18 protein-coding genes are annotated in these 26,748 nt (G+C 68.4%); 13 read left to right on the top strand and 5 right to left on the bottom strand.

Annotated elements, in window-relative coordinates:
• Positions 1-25: 25 nt before the first annotated feature.
• Both AC1DFR_RS02760 and AC1DFR_RS02755 read right to left on the bottom strand, forming a co-directional pair.
• Positions 26-1,735 (bottom strand): flavin monoamine oxidase family protein, encoded by a 1,710-nt coding sequence (locus AC1DFR_RS02760; protein WP_476872681.1) that lies wholly within the window; start codon positions 1,733-1,735, stop codon positions 26-28.
• A complete protein-coding gene (locus AC1DFR_RS02755) occupies positions 1,732-3,270 on the bottom strand; it encodes an amino acid permease (RefSeq protein ID WP_476872680.1) in 1,539 nt (512 codons plus the stop codon). The genes AC1DFR_RS02760 and AC1DFR_RS02755 overlap by 4 nt, the downstream gene beginning before the upstream one ends.
• Before the next feature lie 111 nt (positions 3,271-3,381).
• Here AC1DFR_RS02755 and AC1DFR_RS02750 point away from each other — a divergent pair, with 111 nt between their 5' ends.
• Positions 3,382-5,157 carry a PucR family transcriptional regulator gene (locus tag AC1DFR_RS02750; RefSeq protein ID WP_476871223.1) on the top strand — a complete coding sequence of 592 codons (1,776 nt, stop codon included), beginning with the start codon at positions 3,382-3,384 and terminating at the stop codon, positions 5,155-5,157.
• Here the strand turns inward: AC1DFR_RS02750 and AC1DFR_RS02745 are convergent.
• Positions 5,136-5,942 (bottom strand): nitrilase-related carbon-nitrogen hydrolase, encoded by an 807-nt coding sequence (locus AC1DFR_RS02745; RefSeq protein ID WP_476872821.1) that lies wholly within the window; start codon positions 5,940-5,942, stop codon positions 5,136-5,138. The genes AC1DFR_RS02750 and AC1DFR_RS02745 overlap by 22 nt on opposite strands.
• A gap of 241 nt (positions 5,943-6,183) precedes the next feature.
• Between AC1DFR_RS02745 and AC1DFR_RS02740 the strand changes: the two genes are divergently transcribed.
• The 10 genes from AC1DFR_RS02740 (at position 6,184) to AC1DFR_RS02695 (ending at position 18,849) form a co-directional block, all read left to right on the top strand.
• Positions 6,184-7,374: an ROK family transcriptional regulator gene (locus AC1DFR_RS02740; RefSeq protein ID WP_243180206.1), complete on the top strand. Its 1,191-nt coding sequence runs from the start codon at positions 6,184-6,186 to the stop codon at positions 7,372-7,374.
• Positions 7,375-7,505: 131 nt separating this feature from the next.
• A complete protein-coding gene (gene mmsA, locus AC1DFR_RS02735) occupies positions 7,506-9,062 on the top strand; it encodes a multiple monosaccharide ABC transporter ATP-binding protein (protein WP_476849130.1) in 1,557 nt (518 codons plus the stop codon).
• A 54-nt stretch (positions 9,063-9,116) separates the two neighbouring features.
• Positions 9,117-10,385: a multiple monosaccharide ABC transporter permease gene (gene mmsB, locus AC1DFR_RS02730; protein ID WP_476856608.1), complete on the top strand. Its 1,269-nt coding sequence runs from the start codon at positions 9,117-9,119 to the stop codon at positions 10,383-10,385.
• Positions 10,386-10,451: 66 nt separating this feature from the next.
• The gene (locus AC1DFR_RS02725) at positions 10,452-11,555 is read left to right on the top strand and encodes a substrate-binding domain-containing protein (protein ID WP_476872679.1); all 1,104 of its coding nucleotides are present in this window, start codon (positions 10,452-10,454) and stop codon (positions 11,553-11,555) included.
• A gap of 293 nt (positions 11,556-11,848) precedes the next feature.
• On the top strand, positions 11,849-13,297 hold the full coding sequence (locus AC1DFR_RS02720) for an ABC transporter permease (protein ID WP_476872678.1): 1,449 nt from the start codon (positions 11,849-11,851) through the stop codon (positions 13,295-13,297).
• 2 nt (positions 13,298-13,299) lie between these two features.
• Complete coding sequence (locus tag AC1DFR_RS02715) at positions 13,300-14,007, top strand: ABC transporter ATP-binding protein (protein WP_243180213.1); 708 nt, start codon at positions 13,300-13,302, stop codon at positions 14,005-14,007.
• 183 nt (positions 14,008-14,190) lie between these two features.
• Positions 14,191-15,261 carry a Gfo/Idh/MocA family protein gene (locus tag AC1DFR_RS02710; protein WP_476872677.1) on the top strand — a complete coding sequence of 357 codons (1,071 nt, stop codon included), beginning with the start codon at positions 14,191-14,193 and terminating at the stop codon, positions 15,259-15,261.
• Between the two features lie 152 nt (positions 15,262-15,413).
• The gene (locus AC1DFR_RS02705; protein ID WP_476872676.1) at positions 15,414-16,673 is read left to right on the top strand and encodes a hypothetical protein; all 1,260 of its coding nucleotides are present in this window, start codon (positions 15,414-15,416) and stop codon (positions 16,671-16,673) included.
• A 440-nt stretch (positions 16,674-17,113) separates the two neighbouring features.
• On the top strand, positions 17,114-18,316 hold the full coding sequence (locus tag AC1DFR_RS02700; RefSeq protein ID WP_476872820.1) for a serine/threonine-protein kinase: 1,203 nt from the start codon (positions 17,114-17,116) through the stop codon (positions 18,314-18,316).
• The gene (locus AC1DFR_RS02695) at positions 18,313-18,849 is read left to right on the top strand and encodes a mucin-associated surface protein (RefSeq protein WP_476872675.1); all 537 of its coding nucleotides are present in this window, start codon (positions 18,313-18,315) and stop codon (positions 18,847-18,849) included. The genes AC1DFR_RS02700 and AC1DFR_RS02695 overlap by 4 nt, the downstream gene beginning before the upstream one ends.
• A 213-nt stretch (positions 18,850-19,062) precedes the next feature.
• Here the strand turns inward: AC1DFR_RS02695 and AC1DFR_RS02690 are convergent, their stop codons facing one another.
• The gene (locus AC1DFR_RS02690) at positions 19,063-21,285 is read right to left on the bottom strand and encodes an NADP-dependent isocitrate dehydrogenase (RefSeq protein ID WP_476872674.1); all 2,223 of its coding nucleotides are present in this window, start codon (positions 21,283-21,285) and stop codon (positions 19,063-19,065) included.
• A 245-nt stretch (positions 21,286-21,530) separates the two neighbouring features.
• On the opposite strand from AC1DFR_RS02690, the gene AC1DFR_RS02685 reads away from it, so the two are divergent.
• On the top strand, positions 21,531-22,529 hold the full coding sequence (locus AC1DFR_RS02685) for a trypsin-like serine peptidase (protein ID WP_476872673.1): 999 nt from the start codon (positions 21,531-21,533) through the stop codon (positions 22,527-22,529).
• 1,008 nt (positions 22,530-23,537) lie between these two features.
• Here AC1DFR_RS02685 and purH read toward each other — a convergent pair.
• Positions 23,538-25,223: a bifunctional phosphoribosylaminoimidazolecarboxamide formyltransferase/IMP cyclohydrolase gene (gene purH / locus AC1DFR_RS02680; protein WP_476872672.1), complete on the bottom strand. Its 1,686-nt coding sequence runs from the start codon at positions 25,221-25,223 to the stop codon at positions 23,538-23,540.
• 150 nt (positions 25,224-25,373) lie between these two features.
• Here purH and AC1DFR_RS02675 point away from each other — a divergent pair, with 150 nt between their 5' ends.
• Entirely contained in the window at positions 25,374-26,726 is a 1,353-nt protein-coding gene (locus tag AC1DFR_RS02675; RefSeq protein WP_476872671.1) for an MFS transporter, read from the top strand.
• The last annotated feature ends 22 nt before the right edge of the window (positions 26,727-26,748 follow it).

The raw sequence follows: 26,748 nt of genomic DNA, 5'->3' as shown, positions 1-26,748 counted from the left end.
CCAGCGCGGGCCTGACCCACAGGGCCTAGTCCAGTGCGATCGGCCCGAGCTCGGAGAGCAGCTCGCCCGGTCCGGGATTCCCGGCGGGGGTGGAGCCACCGAGGTGGTTGACCACGCCCCAGACGGCGTTGAGCCCTGTGGTGACGGCTCCCTCGGCCCAGCCGGCGGTGAAGGAGACGTCGTCGCCGGCGAGGAAGATCCCGCGCTGTTCGGCCGGCAGCCCGTCCTGTTTGAAGTGCGTGAAGAGCCGTTGCTGGTAGCGGTAGTGTCCCGGCAGGTTGGCTTTGAAGGCGCCCATGAAGTTGGGGTCGGCCTCCCAGGAGACCGTGATCGGCTGGCCCACGATGTGGCTGGCGATGTCCACCCCGGGGTAGATCTGCTGCAGCGAGTGCAGCATGAGCTCCGCCCGTTCCTCCGCGGTGAGCGAGAGCCACTTCAGCGCGTCGTCGTTCCAGGTGTAGGACAGCAGGATCACGGCCGGCTGGTCCGGGCCGTTGTCCAGCAGGTAGGTGGCACGGTTCAGCCGGTCGGTCAGCGTCATGGACAGGACTTCGCGGCCGGTGGCCGGGTCGATGTCCTTCCAGAACGGCCGGTCCACCATGACGAAGGTCTTGGAGGACTGCATGTAGTGGGAGCGCTCGATCGCCGTCCACAGTTCGGCGGGGAACAGGGCCTCGTCCGTGTGGATCCTGGTCGAGAGCAGCCATGACTGGCAGGTGGTCACCACCGCCGGGTAGGCGGATTCGCGACCCCAGCGTTCCCGGATCCGGAAGTCGCCGCCGCCGTCGCGGGCGATGCGGTCCACGGCGCCGCGCGGCGCGCCTGCGTGCAGCGAGGCCAGCGAGGTGCCGTCCGGCCAGTGGGCCATACCCGACGGCGCGTGCTCCCACAGTGCCTCGGGGAGCCGCTGCGCGCCGCCGTCGATGAGCCGGTGCCGGTCATCGGCGTCGGTGTAGACCACGCGAAGGATTTCGAGGATCGAGTTGGGGAAGTCGGTGTCCCAGCCGCCGGTGCCGAATCCCACCTGCCCGAAGGCCTCGCGGTGGGCGAATCCGGCTTCCTTGAAGGAGTCGCTGCCGGCGATGAAGCCGTAGAACGTCTGCTCGTCGAGCTGCGGGAGCAGCGCGTTCCAGAGGTCCTTGATCCGGGCTGTGTCCCGGGCGCGGATGGCGTCCTGCATCTCGGCGAACGCGGCGCCGTCGTTCACGGCGGCCTTCCACGCGTCCGCGACCTCACGGAAGAACGGCGGCAGGTCCGCGGCGGTCTCGGCATAGTATTTCTGGCCCGCGAGCTCGATCACCGTGCTGGAGGTCGCCGGCGCCAGCGGATTAGGGAAGGCCCGGGTCTGCAGCCCGAGCAGGTCCACGTAGTGGTAGAAGGCCTTGCCGGATTCCGGGAAACGCATTCCGCCGAGGTCTGCCACGATCCCCGGCGCGGACGGGAAACTGGCGGTCCGCAGCCGGCCGCCGATCCTGTCGGCCTCGTAGACAACCGGCCGGAGGCCCAGCTTCATGAGCTCATACGCGGTCACCAGTCCGGACAGTCCGGCACCGACGACGGCGACCTCGGTCCCGTACAGCTCGGGCGGCACCGATCCCAGGCCCTCCGGGTGGGCGAGGTAGTGGTCGTAGCTGAACGGGAAGTCCGGATTCAGCATGGTGATGGGCGCCGCGCCCGCTTCAGCAGCGGCCCCAGCAGCGGGTTCGGGAGCCGGAAGTTCGGTGGCGATGGTCATGAGATCTCTGCCTTCAGTTCCTGGTGTGTGGTGGTGTTGTCAGGGTGGCGGCTTGATAGGTCAAGGTAGTCCTCGTGGCTCAGCGCAGCCACCCTGGAGTTCTTCCGGCCGTAGCCGAAGTAGGCGGCACAGCCAACGAGCATCCAGGCCCCGAACACCGCCCAGGTCTCGGCGCCGAGGTTGGCCATGAGGTAAGCGCACATGAGGGCGCCTAGAACCGGTGTCAGCGGAAAGAGCGGGACGCGGAAGCTGCGAGTGAGTTCGGGCCGGGTCCGCCGCAGGTAGATGACTGCCACGTTGACCAGGGCGAAGGCGAACAGGGTACCGATGCTGGTCGCGTCCGCGAGGGCACCGAGCGGCACCAGGCCGGCGGTCAGTGCGACGGCGGTGCCCACGATCAGGGTTCCGGCAGCCGGCGTGCCGGTCCGGGCCGAGATCCGGCCGAAGACCTTGGGCACCAGGCCGTCGCGCGACATCGAAAGCAGGATCCGGGTCTGCCCGTACAGCACGGTCAGCACGATGCTGGCGATGGCGAGCACGGCGCCGACGGCGAACACCACGCCAACCCACGGCTGGCCGGTGATTTCCTCAAGGATCTTCACGAGGGCCGCCTCGGTGCCGTCGAACCAGCCCCAGGGGCGCGCGCCGATGGCGGCGACGGCCACAAGCACATAGATGCTGGTGACGATCAGCATGGAGAGCAGGATGGCCCGCGGGAGGTCGCGCTTGGGATTCCGGGCCTCCTCGCCGGCCGTGGAGGCGGCATCGAAGCCGATGTAGGAGAAGAAGACCCGGGAGGCTGCGGCGGAGACGCCGGCGGCGCCCATCGGCATGAGGGGTTCGAAGTGTCCGCCGTTGAAGGCGGTGAAGGCCACGGCGCAGAAGAACAGCAGGATGCCGACCTTGACCAGGACGATCGCCGTGTTGATCCAGGCGCTCTCCTTGGCGCCGCGGACCAACAGCACGGTGGCCAGGGCGACAATCACGATTGCGGGCACGTTCAGCACGCCGCCGGCTCCCTGCGGTTGCGAGATGGCGTCCGGGAGTTCCAGGCCGAAGACCGCCAGGGCCTCGTTGACATACTGGCCCGCACCGACCGCGACGGCGGCCACGGAGACGGCGTATTCGAGCACCAGGCACCAGCCGCAGATCCAGGCCATGCCCTCGCCCATGGTGGCATAGGTGTAGGAGTAGCTGGAACCGGCGGCAGGGACCAGGCCGGCCATCTCCGCGTAGGACACGGCGGAGAGCAGGGCGGCGAAGCCGGCGATGGCGAAGGAGATCCAGATGGCCGGGCCGGCGAGCGGCACCGACTGGCCCAGGATGACCAGGATGCCGGTGCCCAGGGTGGCGCCGACGCTGATCATGGTCAGCTGCAGGACACCGAAGCTGCGGACCAGCCGCGTGCCGCCGTGTCCGGTCTCGGCCTCGCGGACCAGCTGTCCGATCGGCTTGCGGCGCAGGAGCTGGGCGGTGAGCCCGGGACGGCCGGCTTCCGCCGGCGGGCGGTCGCCGATCAGAGTTGGCACAGTCATCATTGACGTCCTTATCTTCAGTAGTGGTCGGTTTCCCGAACCAACCCTAGGCGTGTGAGCCACCTCTCAAGGTTGTGCAAAACGACCTGTAGTCTTCACTCATGAGACTTAATGCACTTGGACTCCGCAGGCCGGGCGGCCGGCACGGGGGCCGCGGCCGTGGCTGCTGAGGACCCGGAGCGGCTCGGCTTCGTCACTCTGGCGCAGTTCCTGGGCCAGTTGCCGGCACTGGCCGTCGTGCACGACGGCGGCAACGGCCAGGAGCGCCTGCGCTGGGTGGAGCCCAGCGAACTGGAAGATCCCACCCCCTACCTGCTCGACGGCGAGTTCCTGCTCACGGCCGGCCTGCCGTTCGTGGGCGGGGGCGGCAGCGAGGAGGCGGTGGACGCTTACGTGCGGCGCCTGGTCCAGGCCCGCGTCGGCGCCCTGGGCTTTGGCCTGGAACCGTACTTCAACGCCGTGCCCGATGCCGTGGTGCGGGCCTGCCGGCAGCACAACCTGACGCTGGTCGCCATCCCGGAGAGCCTCCCGTTCGCCGCGCTGGGACTGGAATTCTCCCGGCTCCTGGAGTCGGACAACGCCAAGACCTTCCGCCAGTTGGCCGACACCAGCCGGCAGCTCATGCGCGCGGTCTTGTCCGCGCGCCCCGAGCACGAACTCCTCGCGGCCCTGGTCCAGCGCGTCCCGGTTTGGGCCGTGCTGGTCGGCGCCGACGGGCGAGTGCGCGCCCGCGGTTCGGGCCCCTCCCCCGGTCCGCGGGCCGCCGGCGCCGCTGCCGGCACCGTGCCGGGAGTTGACTCAGCCGACCTGCAGCCGCTGCTGGCCAGGCTGCTCGCCGGCAGTGGTCCGCGGGTCGAGATGGATTCGTTCGACGCCGCGGGCTCGTCCCTCGTCTTCGGGTATCCGCTGCGCAGCACCCGGGACGCCAACCTCGGCGCGCTCATCCTCGGCACGGACGCCCCGCTGACCCCGGCCCAGAACAGCGTTGTCTCCACCGCGGTCGGGCTGCTGGAACTGCTGGTCCGCCAGCGCATCAGCGGCTCCCTGGCCCCGAGCCAGCTGGCCACGGCGCTGCTGCTGCACCCGGAGAGCGTGGCCTCAGGATCCGCACGGCATGTCAACGGGTTCAAGGACCTGCTGGCCCAAAGCATCTCCTCCACCCGGTCCGGCCAGCTGCGGGTCGTGCAGGGTCTCCGGATTGACGCCGCCCCGGACAGCTCCCGGACCCCGGGCGGACCGGGCGAGGCTCCGGTGCGGGCGCTGCTGGAGTGGCGGCGGCTGTTCGACACCAAACTCGTGGAGCTCACCGAGTACGGCTTTGCCGCCATTACCCGGTTAAAGGTCGACGACGCCCTGCTCGCCGAAGTGGAGCGGCTCGGCTGGCGCCTGGTGATCGGCAGCGGCACCGATTTCGCGAACCTGCCGGAGGCTTACCGGCAGGCCGCTTCGCTGCGCAACCGCGTTCTCACGAGCCGCCGGAGCGTCCGGGCGGATGACGTGACGTGGTCGGTGGCCGGCCTGTTGGGACCCGCTGCCGGCACCCTGCTGGCGGGCCATCTGCTGGCGCCCCTGCTCGCCCTCGAGCCGGAGCGCCGCGACAGCCTGCTCGGCATCCTGCGGGCCTGGCTGGGCGAAAACGGAAGCTGGGACGCCACGGCAAAGGCCACGGGACTGCATAGAAACAGCGTCCGCCGGCAGATCGGCATCATCGCTGAGTTGCTGGGCCTTGACCTCAACCAGGCCCAGGCGCGCGCGGAACTCTGGATCGCCCTGCAGTACCAGGCCGAGCCTGAGCCGCCCGCCCCGGCCACCGCAGGTCAGGCGTCCGGCGCACCGGCCAGCGCAGGTCAGGCGTCGGCTGCCGGTCAGAATCCCCAGGAGCGGTAGACCTCCGGGCGGCGGTCGCGCAGGTAGTCCACGGCGTCCTCGATGCCGTCTGCCGCGGCGTGGCCGGTCTCACCCAGCTCGGCAAACAACAGTTCCGGCCCGGCCCCGGCCGCGGCCAGGACCGAGCCGTCCGGGCCCGCGACCATGCTGCCGCCGCGGAAGTCGCCGTCATCCTCCGAACCGGTGTGATTGGCGTAGGCGACCGTCAGCTGGTTCTCCAGGGCGCGGGCCCGGATCAGCACCTGCGGCACGGCGTCGAATCCGCCGGCGAGTGCCGTCGGCACCAGCAGCAGGTCCGCGCCGCGCAGGGCGGCCGCCCGCGCCGACTCGGGAAACTCGATGTCGTAGCAGATGACCAGCGCCGTTTTGTGCCCGTGGAAATCCACGACGCCGGGGGCAGCCGCGGCGGGCGTGAACGCCGCCCGCTCGTCCGGGCCGAACAGGTGCACCTTGTCGTAACTGAGCAGCTCCTCGCCCGCCTCGTCGACCAGGGTGGCGGAAATGTGCCACCCGCCGGCCGGCGTCACCGTGGGCAGGCTGTAGACCAGAGCGATGTCGTTGCGCCGCGCGATGCCGGCCAGGGCTTCCCGGAGCGCGGGCAACCTGCCGGGATCGAACGCCTCCCGCAGCCGCCGCGGCGCGTAGCCCACGGGGAAGAGTTCCGGGGTCACCAGCAGCTGCGCGCCCGCGGCGGACGCATTGCGCGCCGCGGCCTCCACCGCGGCGCAGTTCGCCTCGATGTCCAGCACGGCGGAGTTCGCCTGCATCAGGGCCAGCAGCACCATTACCACCTCACGTTTCCGGACGCCTCCGCGGGTCGCGGCGGGTTCTCCCGACCAGAGTATCCGTGGCCCGGAACGCTGGGTGTGGTGCAATTCCACCCGGCCAGCGTGCCGGCGGGGCAGAACGTCCTTGCCGCGGAGACGGCGGGTGCTGAACGCCCTCTCCCCGGCATTCGACCGGCGCGGCCGTTATCGTTGCGTTAACTTCTTGACTACAAGGCGCGAATGCGTCACGCTTCATAGCATGCCCTCACCAACGCGCTCAACGAGGAGCCGAACCAAGAACCCCGGATCGCAGTCCGCCCTCCGGCATTTGAACCAGCAGCGGATCATCGAATGCCTCCTCGCGGGCCCATCCACGCAGGCGGAACTGGCCCGCCAGACCGGGCTTTCGACAGCCACGGTCTCGAACATCGTCAAAATCATGCAGGACGCCGGGCTGGCCTCGACTGAACCGATCACCAGTTCCGGGCGGCGCGCCCTGAACGTCCGGCTCAACAGCAACGGAGCCGTCGCCGTCGGAATCGACTTCGGCCGGCGCCACCTGCGCGTCGTGCTGGCCTCGCTGAGTTACCACGTGATCGCCGAAGAGTCGGTCCTGCTGCCCCTGGGCCATCACGCCGAGGAAGGCATCCAGGCCGCCGTCGGCGTGCTGGACCGGCTGCTCACGGACAGCGGTGTGGAACGCAGCGCCCTGGTGGGTGCCGGCGTCGGAATTCCCGGCCCGATCGACCGCCGCACCGGCACCGTGGCGCAAGGCGCGATCCTGCCCGAATGGGTGGGCATCAACATCCTCAAACGCCTAGAAGAAGCGCTGGAACTCCCCGTCTTCGTGGACAACGACGCCAACCTGGGCGCCCTCTCCGAGGTCACCTGGGGGCCGCACAGCGGCATCAGCAACCTGATGTTCCTCAAGATCGGCTCGGGCATCGGCGCGGGGCTGATCCTCAACGGCGCCCCGTACTACGGCAACGTGGGCATCACCGGCGAAATCGGCCATGCCACCATCCACGAGCACGGACTGATCTGCCGCTGCGGGAACCGCGGCTGCCTGGAAACCATCGCCTCCACCACCACCATGATCGAGCTCCTGAGCCGCGGCGAGGACCGGCCGCTCTCGCCCGGGGACATCGTTCGCAAGGCCCTGGAGAAGGACTCCGCCACGCTCCGTGTCGTGGACGACGCCGGGCTCGCCGTCGGGCGCGCGCTGGGCAACGTGGCGAACCTGATCAACCCCGAGGTCATTGTGGTCGGCGGCCCGCTGGCGGGCCTTGGCCAGCTGCTGCTGGACCCGATCCGGCGCGGCCTGATCCGCCACGCGGTGCCGGTCATAGGCGAAACAACCACCCTCACGATGTCGTCCCTGGGCGACCGGGCCGAGGCCCTCGGGGCCACGGCTTTGGTCTTCCAGCACGCCGGAATCCGGCGAAACTAACCATTTCGTTATGTGGCTGTTGCGTTAAAGACTTGACGACAAGGGCTGTGATCCAGTTTACTTTTCCATCAGACGGCCCTGCGGTTTGCAGGGGCGGACAACGAAGTCATGCATTGGAGGCGTAAGGGCAGATGACGTCCCTCAACACGCACAGTGATCCGCTAATCCTCGAGATGCGATCCATCACCAAGGAGTTCCCCGGCGTTAAAGCTTTGGCCGATGTGAGCCTGCGGGTGAAGGCCGGCGAGATCCACGCCATCTGCGGTGAGAACGGCGCCGGGAAATCGACCCTGATGAAGGTACTCTCAGGCGTGTACCCCTACGGCACGTACACCGGGGACATCGTTTACCAGAACGAAGTCCAGGAGTTCAAGGACATCAGGGCCAGCGAGCACGCCGGCATCGTGATCATCCACCAGGAACTCGCGCTTATCCCCGAACTGTCGATCATGGAGAACATCTTCCTCGGCAACGAGCCCACCAAGCGCGGCGTGATCGACTGGGCCGAGGCCCGGACCCGGTCCACCGAACTGCTGGCCCGCGTGGGGCTGCGCGAGGACCCGGACACCCCCATCAAGGAGATCGGCGTCGGCAAGCAGCAGCTGGTCGAGATCGCCAAAGCCCTGAACAAGTCGGTCAAGCTCCTGATCCTGGACGAGCCCACGGCGGCGCTGAACGAGTCCGACTCCCAGCACCTGCTGGACCTCATGCTGGGCCTCAAGGGCCGCGGAATCACCTCGATCATCATTTCGCACAAGCTCAACGAGATCGAACAGATCGCCGATGAGATCACGATCATCCGCGACGGCAAGTCGATCGAGACCCTGAACGTCAAGGCCGACGGCGTCGACGAGGACCGCATCATCAAGGGCATGGTGGGCCGGACCCTGGAATCCCGGTTCCCGGACCACGAGCCGAAGATCGGCGATGTCCTCTTCGAGGTGAAGAACTGGAACGTCGGGCACCCGCAGATCCAGGACCGCCTGGTCTGCAAGAACTCCAGCTTTTTCGTCCGACGCGGCGAGATCGTCGGGTTCGCGGGCCTGATGGGCGCCGGACGCACCGAACTGGCCCGGTCCGTGTTCGGGCGCTCGTACGGCCGCTTCATCTCGGGCCATGTCTACAAAGAAGGCAAGGAACTGCAGCTCAAGAGCGTCCGCCAGGCGATCGACGCCGGACTCGGCTACGTCACCGAGGACCGCAAGTCCCTGGGCCTGAACCTGCTGGACGACATCAAGGCCACCACGGTCTCGGCAAACCTACGCAAGATCAGCAAGAACTTCGTGGTGGACGCCAACAAGGAATACGCCGTCGCGGAGGAATACCGGAAGTCGCTGCGGACCAAGACGCCCTCCGTGGAGGAAGGCGTCGCAAAGCTCTCCGGCGGCAACCAGCAGAAGGTCGTGCTGGCGAAATGGATGTTCACCGACCCGGACGTGCTGATCCTGGACGAACCCACCCGCGGGATCGATGTCGGGGCCAAGTACGAGATCTACGGCATCATCCAGAAGCTGGCCAACGAGGGCAAGGCCGTGATCGTCATTTCCTCGGAGCTGCCCGAGCTGCTGGGCCTCTCGGACCGGATCTACACGATTTTCGAAGGCGCCATCACCGGCGTCCTGAACAAGGACGAAGCCAGCCAGGAAAGCCTCATGAAACTCATGACGTCCGCCCGCAAGACCGCTTGACCCTTTGGGACAAACCAGAACAATCCGAACACCCCGGACACAAGGACTGAAACAATGAACGCGCTCAAGAAGCTCTTTGGCGGCAACACCCGCCAATTCGGCATGATCTTCGCCCTGGTTGCGCTGATCGTGTTCTTCGAGATTTTCACGGAGGGCCGCACGCTCACATCGGGCAACGTCATCAACCTCTTCAACGGCAACTCCTACATCCTGATCCTCGCCATCGGCATGGTGCTGGTCATCATCGCCGGGCACATCGACCTCTCGGTCGGTTCCGTCGCGGCCTTCGTGGGTGTCTGCGTGTCACTCTTCATCCGCGACTGGGGGCTGCCCTGGTACATCGGCGTCCTGATGGGGCTCGGGCTCGGCGCCCTGATCGGAATGTGGCAGGGATTCTGGGTGGCCTATGTCGGCATCCCCGCGTTCATCGTGACGCTGTCCGGCATGCTGATCTTCCGCGGCGCCAACCAGTTGGTCGGCAAGTCGAACACCATCCCGGTTCCCACGGATTTCCAGTACATCGGCTCCGGCTACCTGCCCGAGTTTGGACCGAATACCGGCTACAACAACCCCACCATGCTCATTGGCCTGCTCGGCGTCGCGTTCGTGATCTTCAGCGAGATCCGCTCCCGCCGCAACGCCAAGGCCCTCGGTGCCGAGGTTCCCGAAGCGTGGGTCATGGTTATCAAACTGGTGCTGGTCTCCGGCGCCATCCTCTACGCGACCTACCTCTTTGCCACCGGCCGGCCGGGCACCTCCTTCCCCGTGCCGGGCCTGATCCTGGCCGTCCTGGTCCTCGTGTACGGCTTCATCTCCTCCAAGACCGTTATCGGCCGCCACATCTACGCCGTCGGTGGCAACCGGCACGCCGCCGAGCTCTCCGGTGTCCAGTCCAAGAAGGTCAACTTCCTGGTCATGATGAACATGTCCTTCCTGGCCGGCCTCGCCGGCATGATTTTCGTCGGCCGCTCCACCGCCTCAGGCCCGTTCGACGGCGTCGGCTGGGAACTGGACGCCATCGCCGCCGTGTTCATTGGCGGCGCCGCGGTCACCGGTGGCGTGGGCACCGTGATCGGCTCGATCATCGGCGGCCTGGTCATGGCAGTCCTGAACAACGGCCTGCAGCTGCTCGGCGTCGGCGCCGACCTCACCCAGATCATCAAGGGCCTGGTGCTCCTGATCGCCGTCGCCTTCGACGTCTACAACAAGACCCAGGGCAAGAGGTCCGTCGTCGGGATGCTGATGAAGAACTTCAGCCGCAGTAACGAGATCAAGGCCGACGAGACAACCCAAACCACAGACGTCATCTCCAGGGGAGCCTGAGCGGCTCCCCCGGTTCCCCAAACCCCACAATTCTCCGCACACCACCAAAAGAAAGTGAACCAAGCAATGCGAATGATTGGTAAAGCAGGAAAGGCAGCAGCAATCGCTGCTATTGCGGCACTGGCGCTGACGGCCTGCGGCCGCTCCGACACCGGGACTACCGGCGGTTCGAGCTCCGGAGGCGAAGCATTCCCGAAGGGCTCGTCGATCGGCGTCGCGCTGCCCCAGAAGACCTCGGAAAACTGGGTCCTGGCGGAGCAGCTGTTCAACGACGGCCTCACCAAGGCCGGCTACAAGCCGGATGTGCAGTTCGCCAATGGCGGCGTTTCGGATCAGCAGAACCAGATCAGCGCCATGATCACCAAGGGCGACAAGCTCATCATCGTCGGTGCCATCGACGGTGCGCAGCTGGGCACCCAGCTCAAGCAGGCCAAGGATGCCGGCGCCACGATCATCGCGTATGACCGTCTGCTCCTGAACACCCCGGACGTGGACTACTACGTGGCCTACGACAACTTCAAGGTCGGTGAACTCCAGGGCCAGGCGCTGCTGGACGGCATGAAGGGCAAGAAGCCGGCAGGCCCGTACAACATCGAGCTCTTCGCAGGTTCCCCTGATGACGCCAACGCGAAGGTCTTCTTCGACGGCGCCATGAGCGTCCTGAAGCCGAAGATCGACGACGGCACCCTCAAGGTCCTTTCGGGCCAGACGAGCTTCGAACAGGCCGTTACCCAGGGCTGGAAGGCAGAGAACGCCCAGAAGCGCATGGACACCCTGCTCGCCGGAACGTACGGCAGCGCCCCGCTTGACGGCGTGCTGTCCCCGAACGACACCCTGGCCCGCGCGATCATCACCTCTGTCAAGGCCGCCGGCAAGCCGATCCCGGTTGTCACGGGCCAGGACTCCGAGGTTGAGTCGGTCAAGTCCATCATGGCGGGCGAGCAGTACTCCACCATCAACAAGGACACCAATGCGCTCGTTGACCACTCGATCACCATGGTCAACGACGTCCAGGCAGGCAAGAAGCCGGAGATTAACGACGACAAGTCCTACAACAACGGAAACAAGGTTGTTCCCGCCTACCTGCTGGAACCGGTCATCGTCACCAAGGACAACGTCCACACGGCGTACGAGAACGATCCGGTCCTCGGCCCGATCACCAAGCAGTAGTTCCTTATCTGGGCGACCGCTTCACCGGCCGCGCCAGAGTACAGAGCCCCGGCTCTCCCGCAAGGGAGGGCCGGGGCTCTTGCGTTGGCAGTGATGCGTCGGCCGTGGTGTCCCGGCTGGGACCTTGGCAGTGACCTTGGCGGTGACCTCGCCTGCGGCAATCGGCTTCACAGCGGAGACATAGCTTCGCCGGGAGGTTCGCACAGCGGCCCGTACCACTGTGGGACCAGCGCCGGGCATCGGGCCCGGCAGGAGATACCCCCCAGAGACACCCAAGAAAAACTAGGAGCACCGTGAGCGTTCTTGCCCGGAGTGTAGGCAACGCCTTTCGAAACAAGGTCAGGACCGCCGCCGTGGTGGCGGTCCTGGCCGTAGCCATTGGACTGGCCCTGGCCATGCTCGTGGCCAACCAGGCCGTCACCGGCAAGGTTGCCGAGCTGAACGCCTCGGTGGGCACGGTCCTGACCGTGAACCCCGCCGGCGGCCAGGGGTTCGAGGGCGGCGGCGAGCCGCTGACGTCCGCCCAGGCAGCCACGGCGGCGGCCGTCCCCAACGTCAGCAGCGTGGTCGGCACCAAGGCGATGCGCCTGCGCAACGCCGCTGACATTGCCGCCGAGGCCGCGTCAGGACGGACAGGCCAAGGCGGCCCCGGCGGCCAGTCGGCCACCTCCGTCACCACGAGCCTCACGGCCGCCGTCGACGCCGGCACCCGCGGCAACCGTAACCAAGCCAGTACCGGCGCCACCGGAAGCAGCACCTCGGGCAGTACCGGCGGCACCGCGCAGGCCGCGCCGGCGTTCTCGCTGCCCATCACGGCAACGGGCATCGGCGCCGAGGTGGACTCCACCGGCAAGGCCCTGCAGCTGACGCAGGGCACCGGCCTGGGCAACTACACCGCCGCGTCCACCGGCGCCCTGCTGGGCACCACCCTGGCCACCAAGAACGGCCTCAGCGTGGGCTCGACGTTCACCATCGGTGATAAAACCTTCACCGTCCGGGGGCTGTTCGACGCCGGGACCGCGTTCGGCAACAATGCGCTCTACGTGACGCTGCCGACCGCCCAGACCCTCGCCGCGCTCCCGGACGAACTCTCCACCATGATCGTCACGGTCAACAGCATGGAAAACGTCGACGCCGCCAAGACCGCCCTGCAGGCGGCATTGGGCTCCGACAAGGCCGACGTCACCCAGGGCCAGCGGAACCTTGAGACCGCCGTCAGCTCGCTGGACAGCGTCAAGAACATTTCCTTCATCGCCTTCGTCGCGGCCCTTGGCACCGCCGGCCTGATCATCCTCCTGATCATGGTCATGCTGGTCCGCGAACGACGCCGCGAGATCGGTGTCCTGAAGGCCATCGGCGCCCCGAACCGCACCATCGGCCTGCAGTTTGTGCTGGAGGCCCTCGTGCTGGTGGCCATGGGCAGCGTGGTGGGCGCCGCCGTCGCCTCCCTCGCAAGCGGCGGCATCGCCAGCGCCCTCATCAGTTCAAGCAGCAGCACGAGCGCGGCGGCCACCGGCCAGCGCGGCGGCGCTGGCGGCTTTCCCGGGGGCGGGTTCCCGGGCGGGGCGGGCGGACCGCTGGGCGGGGCCAGCCAGCTGCTGACCTCCGTGACGGCGAGCGCCTCCCCCGGCGTCATCGCCGCGGGCATCGCCGCAGTTTTCGGCGTCGCCATCATCGGCGCGCTCGTCCCGGCCCTGCTCACCGCCCGCATCCGTCCCATCGAAGTCCTCCGAGGAGAATAGCCATGATCGAAGTCAAGAACCTGGTCCGCACGTTCAAGTCCGGCGACCGGACCATCAAGCCGGTCAACGATGTCAGCTTCGAGCTGGAGCAGGGCACGCTGGCCTCGATCGTGGGCAAGAGCGGCAGCGGCAAGAGCACCCTGCTCTCCTTGCTCGGGGCGCTGGACAAGCCCACCAGCGGCGACGTGGTGGTCAACGGCGTGAGCCTGGCCAGCATGCCCGACGGGAAACTGACCAACTACCGGCGCCGGGACATCGGCTTCGTGTTCCAGCAGTTCAACCTGATCCCGAACCTCTCGGCCGTGGACAACGTGATGCTGCCGATGGAATTCGCCGGCGTGCGCAAGGCGGCGCGGGCCGAGCGGGCCCGGCAGCTGCTCGAACAGGTCCAGCTCGATCCGGACAAGCACGGGCGGCGCATCAACCGGCTCTCCGGCGGCGAGCAGCAGCGGGTGGCGATCGCCCGGGCGCTGGCGAACGAACCCAAACTGATCCTGGCCGATGAACCCACCGGCAACCTGGACGAACAGACCGGCGAGCACATCATCGAGCTGCTCAGCACTCTCAGCCGGGACCACAACACCACCATCCTGGTGGTCACCCACGACCGTGCCCTGGCCAACAAGACGGACCGGCGCTTCCGGCTCCAGCAGGGCCGGCTCACGGAGGAAACGGCCCGGACCCGTGCGACGGCGGCCCTGACCGGCTGAGGACCGGCCGGCGGCGGGGACTTCGGCGGCGGAGCTGCGGGCAGGCCTTGGGGGCCCGCCCGCAGCTCCGGCGTCGAGCCGCCGGGACTGAACTTCGTGAGACTGGATCTCCGCGTCGAACCTCCGCCATGCCAAGGCCGTCAACACCGCGGCCCGCCCGCCCCTGGGTGAGAAGATGGCATCATGTCTGCCCTCATCGCAAAGCCGTGGCTGTTCAGCCAGCCGGACCAGGACCCCCGCACAGCCACCGGTGCCAGGCTGCGCTGGGGTGTCATCGCCACCGGCGGGATCGCCGCTTCGGTCACACGCGACCTTGGGCTGCTGGCGGATGCGGAACTGTACGCCGTCAGCTCCCGCACACAGGCGGCCGCGGACGCGTTCGCGGCCGACTACGGCTTTGTCCACGCCTACGGTGACCAGGACGGCGCCAGTGGCTACGCCCGCTTGCTCGCCAATGACGCCGTCGACGTCGTCTACGTCGCCACCCCGCACGCCCACCATCACAAGATAGCCCTCGCCGCCCTCAACGCCGGCAAGCACGTGCTGTGCGAGAAGGCCCTCACGATCAATGCCCGGGAAGCAGCCGAGCTGATCGCGGCGGCCCGGACCAACGGAGTCTTCCTGATGGAGGCGGTGTGGAGCCGGTTCCTGCCCAGCATGCAGCGGGCGTTCGAGATCGCTGCCTCGGGCGAGATCGGCGAGGTGAAATGGGTCAGCGCCGACCTCGGCTTTCCGGCGCCGTACTCGCCCGGTTCCCGGCTTTGGGCACCCAAGGACGGTGGCGGCGCCCTGCTGGACATGACGGTCTATCCCCTGCTCTGGGCGCTCGGCACCCTGGGGTTCCCGCAAACGGTCAGCGCCACCGGCTGGCTGAACGACGACGGCGTCGACGCCCAGAATGCGTTGACGCTCGGTTACCACCACGGCGCCCAGGCCCAACTGACCTCGTCATTGATGGCCTACGGCCCCCGCACGGCCACCGTCGCCGGCACCAAGGGCTACCTCCAGAGCCCCGGCTCCATCAACAACCCGAAGGAACTGCTGGTCCGGATCGGCTTCGAGGGGCCCCGGACGGAGCAGTTCACCGTGGTGGGACGTGGCTACACCTACGAGCTCCGGGAGGTCACGCGGTGCATCCAGCAGGGCCTCACCGAGAGCCCGGTCATGCCGCTGGAGGACTCCCTGAACACCATGCGGCTTTTCGACGGCGTACGCGCGCAGCTCGGCGTGAGCTACCCCAACGACGCCCACTAACCGCCTCGCATTTTCCACGCCCCAGGCAACGGACCCGGCGCATTCCAAGTGTCTCGGTATGCCTACAGTTTCGGCCCCGCTCTGGACTCTCCTGTTGGGGCCGACTTACCCTGTAGGCAATTGTCCAGTCTTCCGGGAGCGGGGGTGCGCGCATGGATCCTGCAGCAGCGTCCTCCCGCGCGGGCCGCACCTTGCGCCCCCTGCGCCCCTTGCGCCGCGTGCTTTTGGCCGCCGTCGCCGGCGCCGCGTGGCTGACACTGACCTGCACGGCCGCGCAGGCGGACGACGCCTGCGCGTTCTATGGGACGGCCGTCGACGCCGGGGAGAGCACGGCCGCCGCCTCCTGTACGGACGCCGACGACCTCCCTGTTCCCTCCCTCGACGGCGTGGTCTCCGTGGACATCCCTGCGGTCCCGGCGGGCACCTGGGCGGCAGGCGCTGTTCCGGGGCCGGGAGCAGCTTCCGCGGACGTCGTTGCTGCCGACCTGAACGGGCCCGCGGACACCGCCCCTGACCCGGCGGTTCCCGACGCGCCACCGCCCGCCCCTGGGCCGGCGGCACCGGACCCGGCGCTCCCCTCTCCGGCGCTCCCTGACCCTTCGCTCCCTGCGCCGGCACTCACCCCGCCGGCAACCGGGCCTGTGGTGGACCCTGCGGTTCCGGTCCCCGGTGTTGTTCCGCCGGTGGTGGACCCTGCGGTTCCGGTCCCCGGTGTTATTCCGCCGGTGGTGGACCCTGCGGTACCGGCTCCAGCACCTTCGTCGCCCGGCGACCCGGCGGCCCCGGCTCCGGATCCAGCAACTCCGCTCCCCGGCGACCCGGCGGCCGGGCCACCAGACGGCGTCGTTCCAGGCGGCGACGTCGCGGCGGGATCGCCTGCGGGGACGCCGGCGGGGACGCCGGCGGGGACGCCGGCCGCCGTCGATGGCGCATCGGCGCCGGCGGGCGGCGCAAAAGCAACCGCCGCCAACGCAGCACCGGCTGAACTGCCGGCGCCTGCCCCCACCGGCACCGTGGCGGCCCGTCCGTTCCCGGCGTCTCCTTCCCCGGGTGCCACGGTTGCCTATCCCGCCTTGCTGATCCCTGAACCCCGGGGCGCGGCAGCTGTCCAGTCCGGCGCTGCCCCGCCGGCCAAGGCCCCTGCCGGGACCGGTGAACCGCCGGCTCCCTCCGGCAACCCGGGTCCGAGCCCATGGCATGGCGGAACGGGACTGCCTGCGCCTGACGCACTCCCGCCGGCTCCGGGCTCGGGGTCCGGCAGCGGGCACTCCGGCGGCGGGCCTGCCGGAACGGCTGCGTGGATGCCCAGCCTGGTCTTCTACGTGCCCACCATCGGGGCCGACGCCATCGGCGGACCGCTCCAGCACGAGTACGCAGCCGTTAGCGCTGATCCCGGTTCTTCTCCTGACTAGTCGGGCTGCCTTTGCCGCCCGCCAACAGTCACCCAGGAGAATCCCCCATGGACACGACCGTCCACCGCCGGGCTTCCGGCACCCCAATTCCCGCCGGCCTGACCCTCTTAGCGCCCGCCCACCCTGAGCGCTCCGGTCCGCAGCCGAGGCCCGGCTGCAAGCCCCGCCCGCCCTAGCGCATGCCACCGCTCCCATCAAGGTCCTGTACCGCCGGAGCGAGGTCGTTGGGTCCGCTGGGGGACCCAACGGCATGCTCCGGCGGAGGGGCGTCCGCGGGTGGGCGTCCGGTGAGGAAAGACGCTTCGGCGCCGGGACCGGAGGTCCCCCACGCACCACGCGGACCGCAATCAGATACCCGTACCCGTATCATTCTTTAGGAGCGCCGCCGGGGCGCACACGAAAGGTACGGGGACAGCGTGGACAGTTCGCCCAACAGCATCATGGCGGAGCCCCTGGGCGGCCGCTATCAGCTGGGGGAGGTGATTGGCCGGGGCGGCATGGCATCGGTCTACACGGCCAAGGACCTGAACCTTGGCCGGGACGTTGCCCTGAAACTCTTTGCACCGCAATCGGCGGATCCTGACGAGCTTCGCCGGCAGGAAGCGGAGATCGAACTGCTGGCGACCCTGAATCATCCAAGCCTGGTGACGCTGTTCGACGCCGGGACGGACACCCGGATTCCCGAGGAGCCCCGGCCCTTCCTGACCATGGAGCTCGTGGACGGCCAGGATCTGCGGACCCGGATCCGCCACAGTCCCCTGCCGCTGGCCGAGTTGGCCGTGGTGGGCGCCGGGATCGCCGATGCCCTCGCCTACGTCCACGGCCTCGGCATCGTCCACCGGGACATCAAGCCCGCCAACATCCTCCTGGTGCCGGTCCGGCCGGGAGAGCCGCTTCGGCCCAAGCTCACAGACTTCGGCATCGCCCGGATCATCGACGGGACCCGGCTGACCGCCACGGGAACCATGGTGGGAACTGCCGCCTACCTCAGTCCCGAACAGGCCCGCGGTGCCGACCTCGGTCCGGCGAGTGATATCTACTCGCTGGGCCTGGTCCTGCTCGAATGCCTCAAGGGCGAGGTGGAGTACCCGGGCAGCGCCGTCGAATCCGCTGTGGCCCGCCTGCACCGCGCCCCCGTCATCCCGGACGCCGTGCCCGAGGAGTGGGCCCGGCTCATCCAGGCCATGACCGTCCTGGACCCGTTGGACCGCCCCGCGGCCGCCGATCTCGAGGCAGCCTTCCGTGTTGCCCTCGTTTCCCCCGGATCGCTGCCCGGGCCCGTCACAACGGAACCCACCCGGGTCCTCCCGGCCCCGCCGGCAAGGCGGCCCCGCCCACCCAGGCCCGGAGCCGCAACGGCTGCGGCGTCGAGAACACGCCCCCTGAACCCGCTGGACCCGGATGCCCTGCCGCTGCGGCCGCGCCGCCGCCGCTCCGCGTCGCGCGGGGCCGCATGGTTCCTCCGGGCCCGGCCCCGCACCCGCGTGGCCGTGCTGCTCGCCGCGCTGGCAGTCCTTGCCGTCGTGGCGACGATCGCGGTCGCCCTGTCCGCCCCCGCGGCGCCCGACGTCGTCCCCTACCCCACCGTCACCGGACCGCTCGGCGATCACCTGAGGGAACTGCAGAAGGGTGTGGAACCATGAGCGATTCGCGAACCGCCGGGCAAGACCGCGGCCGGGTGAGGTATCGGGTGTCCGCAAGCCTCCTTGCCGGACTGCTGGCCGCCGGGGCTTTGGCCGGTTGCGGCTCCCCCGCCCCCGAACTGGGCAGCGGCGCGGCCCGGCAACTCCAATCCGAAGTCTTGGCTGCCAGCCAGGCTGCAGCCGCCAACGACCCGGAGGGTTCCCTGAAGCACCTTGACGAGTTGCTGACCCGGCTGGATGCCGTCGCCGCGAGCGGCGAGGTGTCCTTCAGACGCCACCAGAGCATCAAGTCATCGATTGACGCCGTCCGGGCGGACCTTACCGCGCAGCAGGCGGCCGAGGCGGCCCGGAAGGCTGCGGAAAAAGCAGCGGCTGACAAAGCGGCAGCCGACAAAGCAGCGGCTGAAAAGGCTGCCGCGGCTCAGGCAGCAGCCCAGGTCGCTGCAGCGCGGACGGCCCCGGCCGCCGTCGCCCCGGCCCCGGCCAAGGCCGCCACCGGGAAATCGAAGCACAAGGGCAACGGCAAGGGCTGACCCCGCAGCCCTCCCCCGCCCGGCTGCCCCTCTTTCCTGCCATCCTCCGACCCGCCGCCCCTCCGACCAGCCACCCCTACGACCAGCAGCGACGCGCGCACCGGAATCCCGGGCGGACAGCAGAACGCCCCGCCTCCCTTTCGGGAGACGGGGCGTTCTGCGTGGCGGCCGGCCCGGGCGCTGCCTGAGGTCTGGCGCCGGTTGAGGCTGGGACTACTTGGTCAGCGTCGCAAGCACTTCGCTGAACTTCGCCGACGGGCGCATGACCGCTGCAACCTTGGCCGCATCCGGCCGGTAGTACCCGCCAAGGTCCACCGGGGAACCCTGGACGGCCAGGAGTTCGCCGGTGATGGTGTCCTCGTTGGAGTTCAGCGCGTCAGAAACGGCGGCGAAGGCCGCGGCGAGCTCGGCGTCGTCGTTCTGGCTGGCCAGTTCCTGGGCCCAGAACTTGGCCAGGTAGAAGTGGCTGCCGCGGTTGTCCAACTCGCCGGCCTTGCGCTTCGGGGACTTGTCCTCCAGCAGGAACGTGCCGGTGGCCCGGTCCAGGGTGTCGGCCAGGACCTGGGCGCGGGCGTTGCCGGTGCTGGTGGCGAGGTGCTCGAAGCTGACGGCCAGTGCGAGGAATTCACCCAGGCTGTCCCAGCGCAGGTGGTTTTCCTTGAGCAACTGCTGGACGTGCTTCGGGGCGGATCCGCCGGCGCCGGTCTCGAACAGGCCGCCGCCGTTGATCAGCGGCACCACCGAAAGCATCTTGGCACTGGTGCCCAGTTCCAGGATCGGGAAGAGGTCGGTGAGGTAGTCGCGGAGCACGTTGCCGGTCACCGAGATGGTGTCCTCGCCCTTGCGGAGGCGCTCCACCGTGAAGGCCGTGGCCTCATCCGGGGACATGATGGCGATTTCCAGGCCCGCGGTGTCGTGATCCTTGAGGTATTCCTCCACCTTGGCGATCATCCGGGCGTCGTGCGCGCGGCCCTTGTCCAGCCAGAAGACGGCGGGCGTGGCGGAGGCGCGGGCACGGGTGACGGCCAGCTTCACCCAGTCGCGGATCGGCACGTCCTTGGTCTGGCAGGCGCGCCAGATGTCGCCCGGGGCAACCTTGTGCTCGATCAGCACCGTGCCGGCGTCGTCAACGATCTGGACGGTGCCGGCGGACTGGATCTCGAACGTCTTGTCGTGGCTGCCGTATTCCTCGGCGGCCTGGGCCATGAGGCCGACGTTCGGGACGGTGCCCATGGTGGTGGGATCGAAGGCCCCGTGGGCGCGGCAGTCATCAACCACGACCTGGTAGATGCCGGCGTAGCTGCTGTCCGGGAGGACGGCGAGGGTATCGGCTTCCTGGCCGTCGCGGCCCCACATGTGGCCCGAGCTGCGGATCATGGCCGGCATCGAGGCGTCGACAATGACGTCGGAGGGCACGTGCAGGTTGGTGATGCCCTTGTCGGAATCGACCATCGCGAGTTCGGGGCCCTCGTTGAGGCCCTTTTCGATGGCTGCCTGGACCTCGCCGCGGATCTCCTCCGGCAGGTCCTCGAGGCCGTTGAGGATGGAGGCAAGGCCGTTGTTGGGGCTCAGGCCGGCGGCGGCGATCTGCTCACCGTAGGTGGCGAAGAGGTCCGCGAAGTAGGCCTTGACGACGTGGCCGAAGATGATGGGGTCCGAGACCTTCATCATGGTGGCCTTGAGGTGGGCGGAGAACAGCACGCCCTCGTTCTTGGCCCGGGCGACCTGGGCTGCGAGGAACTCATCCAGGGCCGCGGCACGCATCACGGTGCCGTCGATGACCTCGCCGGCCAGGACCGGGAAGGCACGCTTGAGGACCTTGACGGTGCCGTCTTCCTTGACGAGCTGGATCTTGATGTTGGTGTCGGCCTCGATCACCACGGACAGCTCGTTCGAGCGGAAGTCGTCGGCGTCCATGTGGGCCACGTTGGTCTTGGACTCCGGAGTCCAGGCGCCCATGCTGTGCGGGTTCTGGCGGGCGTAGTTCTTGACCGAGAGCGGGGCGCGGCGGTCCGAGTTGCCTTCGCGCAGGACCGGGTTCACGGCGGAGCCCTTGATCTTGTCGTAGCGGGACCGGATGTCCGTTTCCTCGTCCGAGGAGGGGTTGTCCGGGTAGTCCGGCAGCGCGTAGCCGTGGCCCTGGAGTTCGGCGATTGCGGCCTTCAGCTGGGGCACGGAGGCGCTGATGTTGGGCAGCTTGATGATGTTGGCTTCGGGCGTCTTGGCGAGGGCACCAAGCTCGGCCAGGGCGTCGCTGACGCGCTGCTCTTCGGTGAGGTAGTCGCCGAACACGGCGATGATGCGGCCGGCCAGCGAGATGTCGCGGGTCTCCACTTCCACACCGGCCGTCGAGGCGAACGCCTCAATGATCGGCAAGAACGAATAGGTGGCCAGCATCGGCGCTTCGTCGGTGTGGGTATAGATAATCTTTGCCATTGCGCGGGCGTCTCCCTGAAGGTCTGGGTATTTCCGGAATCTTGTGTTATCTCAACACCCCTAACTTACCCGAGGTGCCCCCGTTGGCGCCTACCGGCGTCGTGCGCGGACGGATGAGTGACATCACGACACGGCATAACAAAAATTGACAAGCGACTTTACAGGTTAGTCAAATTGCCGTAGTTTCGTTCCATCCAGCGGCCGCCAACAGCGGCCGCCCCGCTTTTCCACCGGTTAGGACACCCATGAGAACACCCAAGACTCTGGCCACCAGCCTGCTGACTCTTTCGGCCGCCGCGCTGCTGGCCCTGAGTGCCGCGGGGGCGGCCACGGCCTCCCCCGCACCGGCCAAGGCACCGGTTTCCACCTCCGATGTCGCCAGCCACACCGTCACCGAGACGGGCGCGGCCGACTACTGGACCGCGGAACGCATGCGCAGCGCCGTCCCCGGCGACGTCCTCGCCGACAGGGCCATGAAGCGCAACGGCAAGGCCACCGCGGCCAGGGGCCCGGCGGAAACGGGCGCGCCGAGCAAGGTCGAGGCCGCGGCTCCCAAGCTGCAATCCCAGACGCTCCAGACCAAGACCAATGCGAGCGAAACCCCCGTCCCGCACATCGGCAAGGTCTTCTTCACCCTCGGCGGGACGAACTACGTCTGCTCCGGCAACTCGGTCTCCTCCGGCAACAAGAGCACGGTCTCCACGGCCGGGCACTGCGTGAATGAGGGCCCGGGCGCCTTCGCCACCAAGTTCACGTTCGTCCCGGCGTACCTGAACGGCGCGGCCCCCTACGGCAAGTGGACGGCCAAGGCCCTCTACGCCCCCACCCAGTGGAGCTCCTCGGGTGACATGACCTACGACACCGGCTTCGCCGTCATGTCCACGCTCAACGGCCAGTACCTGAGCGACGTCGTCGGCGGCTCCGGGCTGCAGTTCAACGCCGCCCGCGGCCTGAGCTACAAGTCATTCGGCTACCCCGCCGCAGCGCCCTTCAACGGTGAATCCCTCAAGAGCTGCTCCGGCACCGCCACGAACGATCCCTACAACCCGCAGTTCAACACCCAGGGGATCCCCTGCAACATGACCGGCGGTTCCTCAGGCGGTCCGTGGTTCATCGGCACCAGCGCCGCCGGCTACCAGAACTCCATCAACAGCTACGGCTACGGCAGCAACTCCACCACGATGTACGGCCCGTACTGGGGTAGCGTGATCCAGCAGGCCTACACCACGGCGGCCACTTCCTGACCTGAGGGCGCGGGGCCCCGTTCGCGCGGGGCCCGCGTTCCGATCGCGGGGCCCGCGCGCTCCGTTCGCGGGGGCCTGTTCGCGGGGCCCGCGCTCCGTTCGCGGGGGCCTGTTCGCGGGGCCCGCGCAGCCGGGCTTGTCTACCCTGTTTACCCCAGCGCGGGGTCATTGCGTCCCATCTTCAGCAGTGGGGAGGACGCAGTGGCCCCGCGCTGGCTTTATGTGCGACGGCGGATCGCGCCCGTCCCCTGGACATGCCCTCCGCTAACACGAAGGCCCGGACATATACCCCACATGTCCGGGCCTTGCCATGAGGAATGGACATGTCCTCCCGGGCGGCTTCTCGGCGCTTGGGAACGAATGAGCATGTCCCCCGGCTGGCCCGCTGCGCTCCAGAAAGAACGGGCATGTCCCCCGACTGGCCCTGGCAGCCGAGGGTCGCACGGGACATGCCCTCTTCACACTCCGAAGCCTGGACATATCCCCCATATGCCCACTCCTTGCCGCGAAAAATGAGCATGTCCCGCGGAAAGAACGGGCATGTCCCAGGGTCCGGCCACCAGCCCACTCGATGGCACAAAAAATGGACATGTCCCCCGGCCAGGGAGGGCATGTCAGGGAAGGGATGGGCATGTCCGACCGGGTCGGTCTCGAGCTCCTGAAGCCGCGAGCACGTCCCTTGGGTTGGCCCGGTACGCAACGAAAAGACTGAGCATGTCCCGCGGCTGGCCCCGACGCCCAGGGTCGCACAGGACATGCCCTCTCCACACTCCGAAGCCTGGACATATCCCCCATATGCCCACTCCTTGCCGCGAAAAATGAGCATGTCCCGCGGAAAGAATGAGCCTGTCCCAGGGTCCGGCCACCAGCCCGCTCGATGGCACAAAAAATGGACATGTCCCCCAGCCAGGGAGGGCATGTCCATTTTTTGTGCCGGTCTCTTGCGCGCGGGTCCCTTGTGCGCGAACCGCAGCCCGAGTGGAAGAGCACTACCCGAGTGGAAGGGCCCTAGTGGAAGAAGTGGCGTGCCCCGGTGAAGTACATGGTGATGCCGGCGGCGTTGGCCGCGGCGATGACTTCCTCGTCCCGGACTGAGCCGCCGGGCTGGACGACGGCGCGCACGCCGGCGTCGACCAGGATCTGCAGTCCGTCGGCGAACGGGAAGAACGCGTCCGACGCCGCCACGGCGCCCCGGGCACGCTCCGGCGAAGCGGCGGCGTCGGTGCCAGCAGCACCGCCGGCGGCGTCGACATCGGACTCCACGGTGACGCCGAGGGTGTTGGCGCGCTCGACCGCGAGCTTGCAGGAATCGAGCCGGTTGACCTGGCCCATGCCGATGCCGACGGCGGCACCGTTGTCTGCGAGCAGGATGGCGTTGGACTTCGCCGCGCGGCACGCGGTCCAGGCGAACGCGAGGTCGGCCAGAGTGGCGGCGTCGGCGGCGTCGCCCGCGGCCAGGGTCCAGTTCGCGGGGGTGTCGCCGTCGGCGTCGACCTTGTCCGTGGCCTGTACCAGCATGCCGCCGGAGACCTGGCGGAACTCGGTCGGGTAGCGGCCGTATCCGTCCGGGAGGGCCAGGAGGCGGATGTTCTTCTTCTTGGACAGGATCTCCACTGCCTCGTCGTCGAAGCCCGGCGCGATGACGACCTCCGTGAAGATGCCGGCGACGGTCCGTGCCATCCCGGCGGTGACGGTGCGGTTCGCGGCGATGACGCCGCCGAACGCGGACACGGGATCGCAGGCGTGGGCCTTGGCGTGGGCGTCGGCGATCGGGTCGGCCGCCGACGCGGACCCCACGGCCACGCCGCACGGGTTGGCGTGCTTGATGATGGCGACGGCGGGTTCGGCGAAGTCGAAGGCGGCGCGCAGGGCGGCGTCGGCGTCGACGAAGTTGTTGTAGCTCATGGCCTTGCCGTGCAGCTGGTCGGCCTGGGCGATGCCGGCCGGGGCGGCCTTGTCCACATACAGTGCGGCCTGCTGGTGCGGGTTTTCGCCGTAGCGGAGCACCTCGGAGCGTTCCAGGGCAAGGCCTGCGTAGGCGGGCCAGTCGATCACGCCGTCGCCGTCCTCGTCACGGAACTGGCTGGCGGTCCAGGTGGCCACGGCGGTGTCGTAGGCCGCGGTGTGCGCGAACGCCTTGGCGGCGAGCCGGCGGCGGGTCTTCAGGTCAAAACCGCCCGAGGCGGCGGCCTCCACCACGGCACCGTAGGACGCCGGGTCCACCACGATCGCGACGGCGGCGTGGTTCTTCGCGGCGGAGCGCACCATCGCGGGGCCCCCGATGTCGATCTGTTCGACGACGTCGTCCGGCGCGGCACCGGACTTCACGGTCTCCACGAAGGGGTAGAGGTTGACGACGACGAGGTCGAACGGCTCGATCTCCATGTCCGCCAGGGTCTGCATGTGGGCCGGGACGCGGCGGTCCGCGAGGATGCCGCCGTGCACGCGCGGGTGCAGGGTCTTGACGCGGCCGTCCAGCATTTCGGGGGAGCCGGTGACTTCCTCGACTTCCTGCACGGGGATGCCCGCGGCGGCGATCTTCTTGGCCGTGGAGCCGGTGGAGACGATCTTGACGCCGGCGGCGTGCAGGCCTTGAGCGAGCTCCTCCAGACCGGTCTTGTCGTAGACCGAAATCAGTGCCCGGTGGATGGGAACTCGGTCGATGGATACACGGTCAAGCTGCGTGAAGCTCACAAAAGTCTCCGTCTTATATCGCGGCGGGGCCGCGGGTGGTGGGGATGCGGCCAGTTTATCGCGTCCCGCCGCCGGGCCCTCCCGCGCGCCGGAGTGTGAAGCACGCGCAGGCCGCGGCCCGGCCACGTAGAGTTTTCACAGGAGGCCAAGATGAACACGTACACCACTGTGCCCAGCGGCGAACAGGTGGTCCAGGAACTGCCGTGGCGGTGGAAGGTCCAGGGCCGGATCTTCCTGATCGGCGGACTGGGCTTCATGTTTGATGCCTGGGACGTCACCCTCAACGGCATCCTCATTCCGTTGCTGTCCAAGCACTGGTCGCTGAGCCCGGGCGATGCCGCCTGGATCGGCACGGCGAACCTCATTGGCATGGCCCTGGGCGCATTCGTCTGGGGCACCATCGCGGACACCATCGGCCGCAAGAAGGCCTTCACCGCGACCCTGCTGATTTTCTCCATCTTCACCGTGCTCGGCGCCTTCTCCCCCGACTTCATGTGGTTCGTCGTGTTCCGGTTCCTGGCCGGGTTCGGCCTGGGCGGCTGCATCCCGGTGGACTATGCGCTGGTGGGCGAGTTCACCCCGCGCAAACAGCGCGGCCGGGTGCTCACCGCGATGGACGGCTGGTGGCCGATCGGCGCCGCCCTCTGCGGTTTTGTCTCCGCCGGGCTGGTCGCGTTCTTCGCGGACTGGCGGCTGACCATGCTGGTCATGGTGCTCCCGGCGCTGCTGGTGTTCTGGATCCGCCGCAGCGTGCCGGAATCCCCGCTGTTCCTGATCCGCAAGGGCCGCCGCGACGAGGCCGCCAAAGTGATCGACGCCCTGGTCCAGGCCACCGGCGCCGAGGCCCGCGTCTACAGCCTGCCCGCACCGCAGGATGCACCACGCCTCTCGGCGGGGAGTGCGTGGACGCAATTGCGCGCCCTCTGGCAGTTCAACTGGAAGATCACGACGGCGGCATGGGCCCTTTTCTTCAGCATCCTGCTCGTCTACTACCTGTCGCTGACGTGGATGCCGCGGATCCTGATCGGCGCCGGCTTCGAGGAGTACAAGGCCTTCCTGACCACGGCGTCGATGGCCGCCGTCGGACTCCTGGGCGTGGTGGTGGCCGCCCTGCTGGTGGAGCGGGTGGGCCGCAAGTGGATCCTGGCGATCACCGGACCGCTGTCCGCGCTGACGCTGGTGATCGTGGCGATCGTGGTGGACATTCCCACCGCCGCCGTGTTCTGGCTCCTGGTGTTCGGCTTCGTGGTGCAGGTGGCCATCCCGGTGCTCTACACCTACGTCTCCGAGCTCTACCCCACGGAACTGCGCGGCTCCGGCTTCGGCTGGGCCTCGACGTTCTCCCGGCTCGGCGCCGGGTTCGGTCCGCTGATCTTCGCGGCCTTCCTGTGGCCGGAACTGGGGCTCGCGACGTCGTTCGCCCTGGCCGGCGGCCTCGTGCTGCTCTCCGTGCTGTGGATGGCGTTCTTCGCCCCCGAGACGAAGCAGCGCCGGCTCGAGTAACCTCTCCCCTCCCCCAACTGAC

It is taken from the genome of Arthrobacter sp. 05T410 (genome assembly GCF_056396505.1).
The sequence above is the reverse complement of the archived record's forward strand: the minus strand, read 5'-3'. Positions and strand labels throughout refer to the sequence as shown.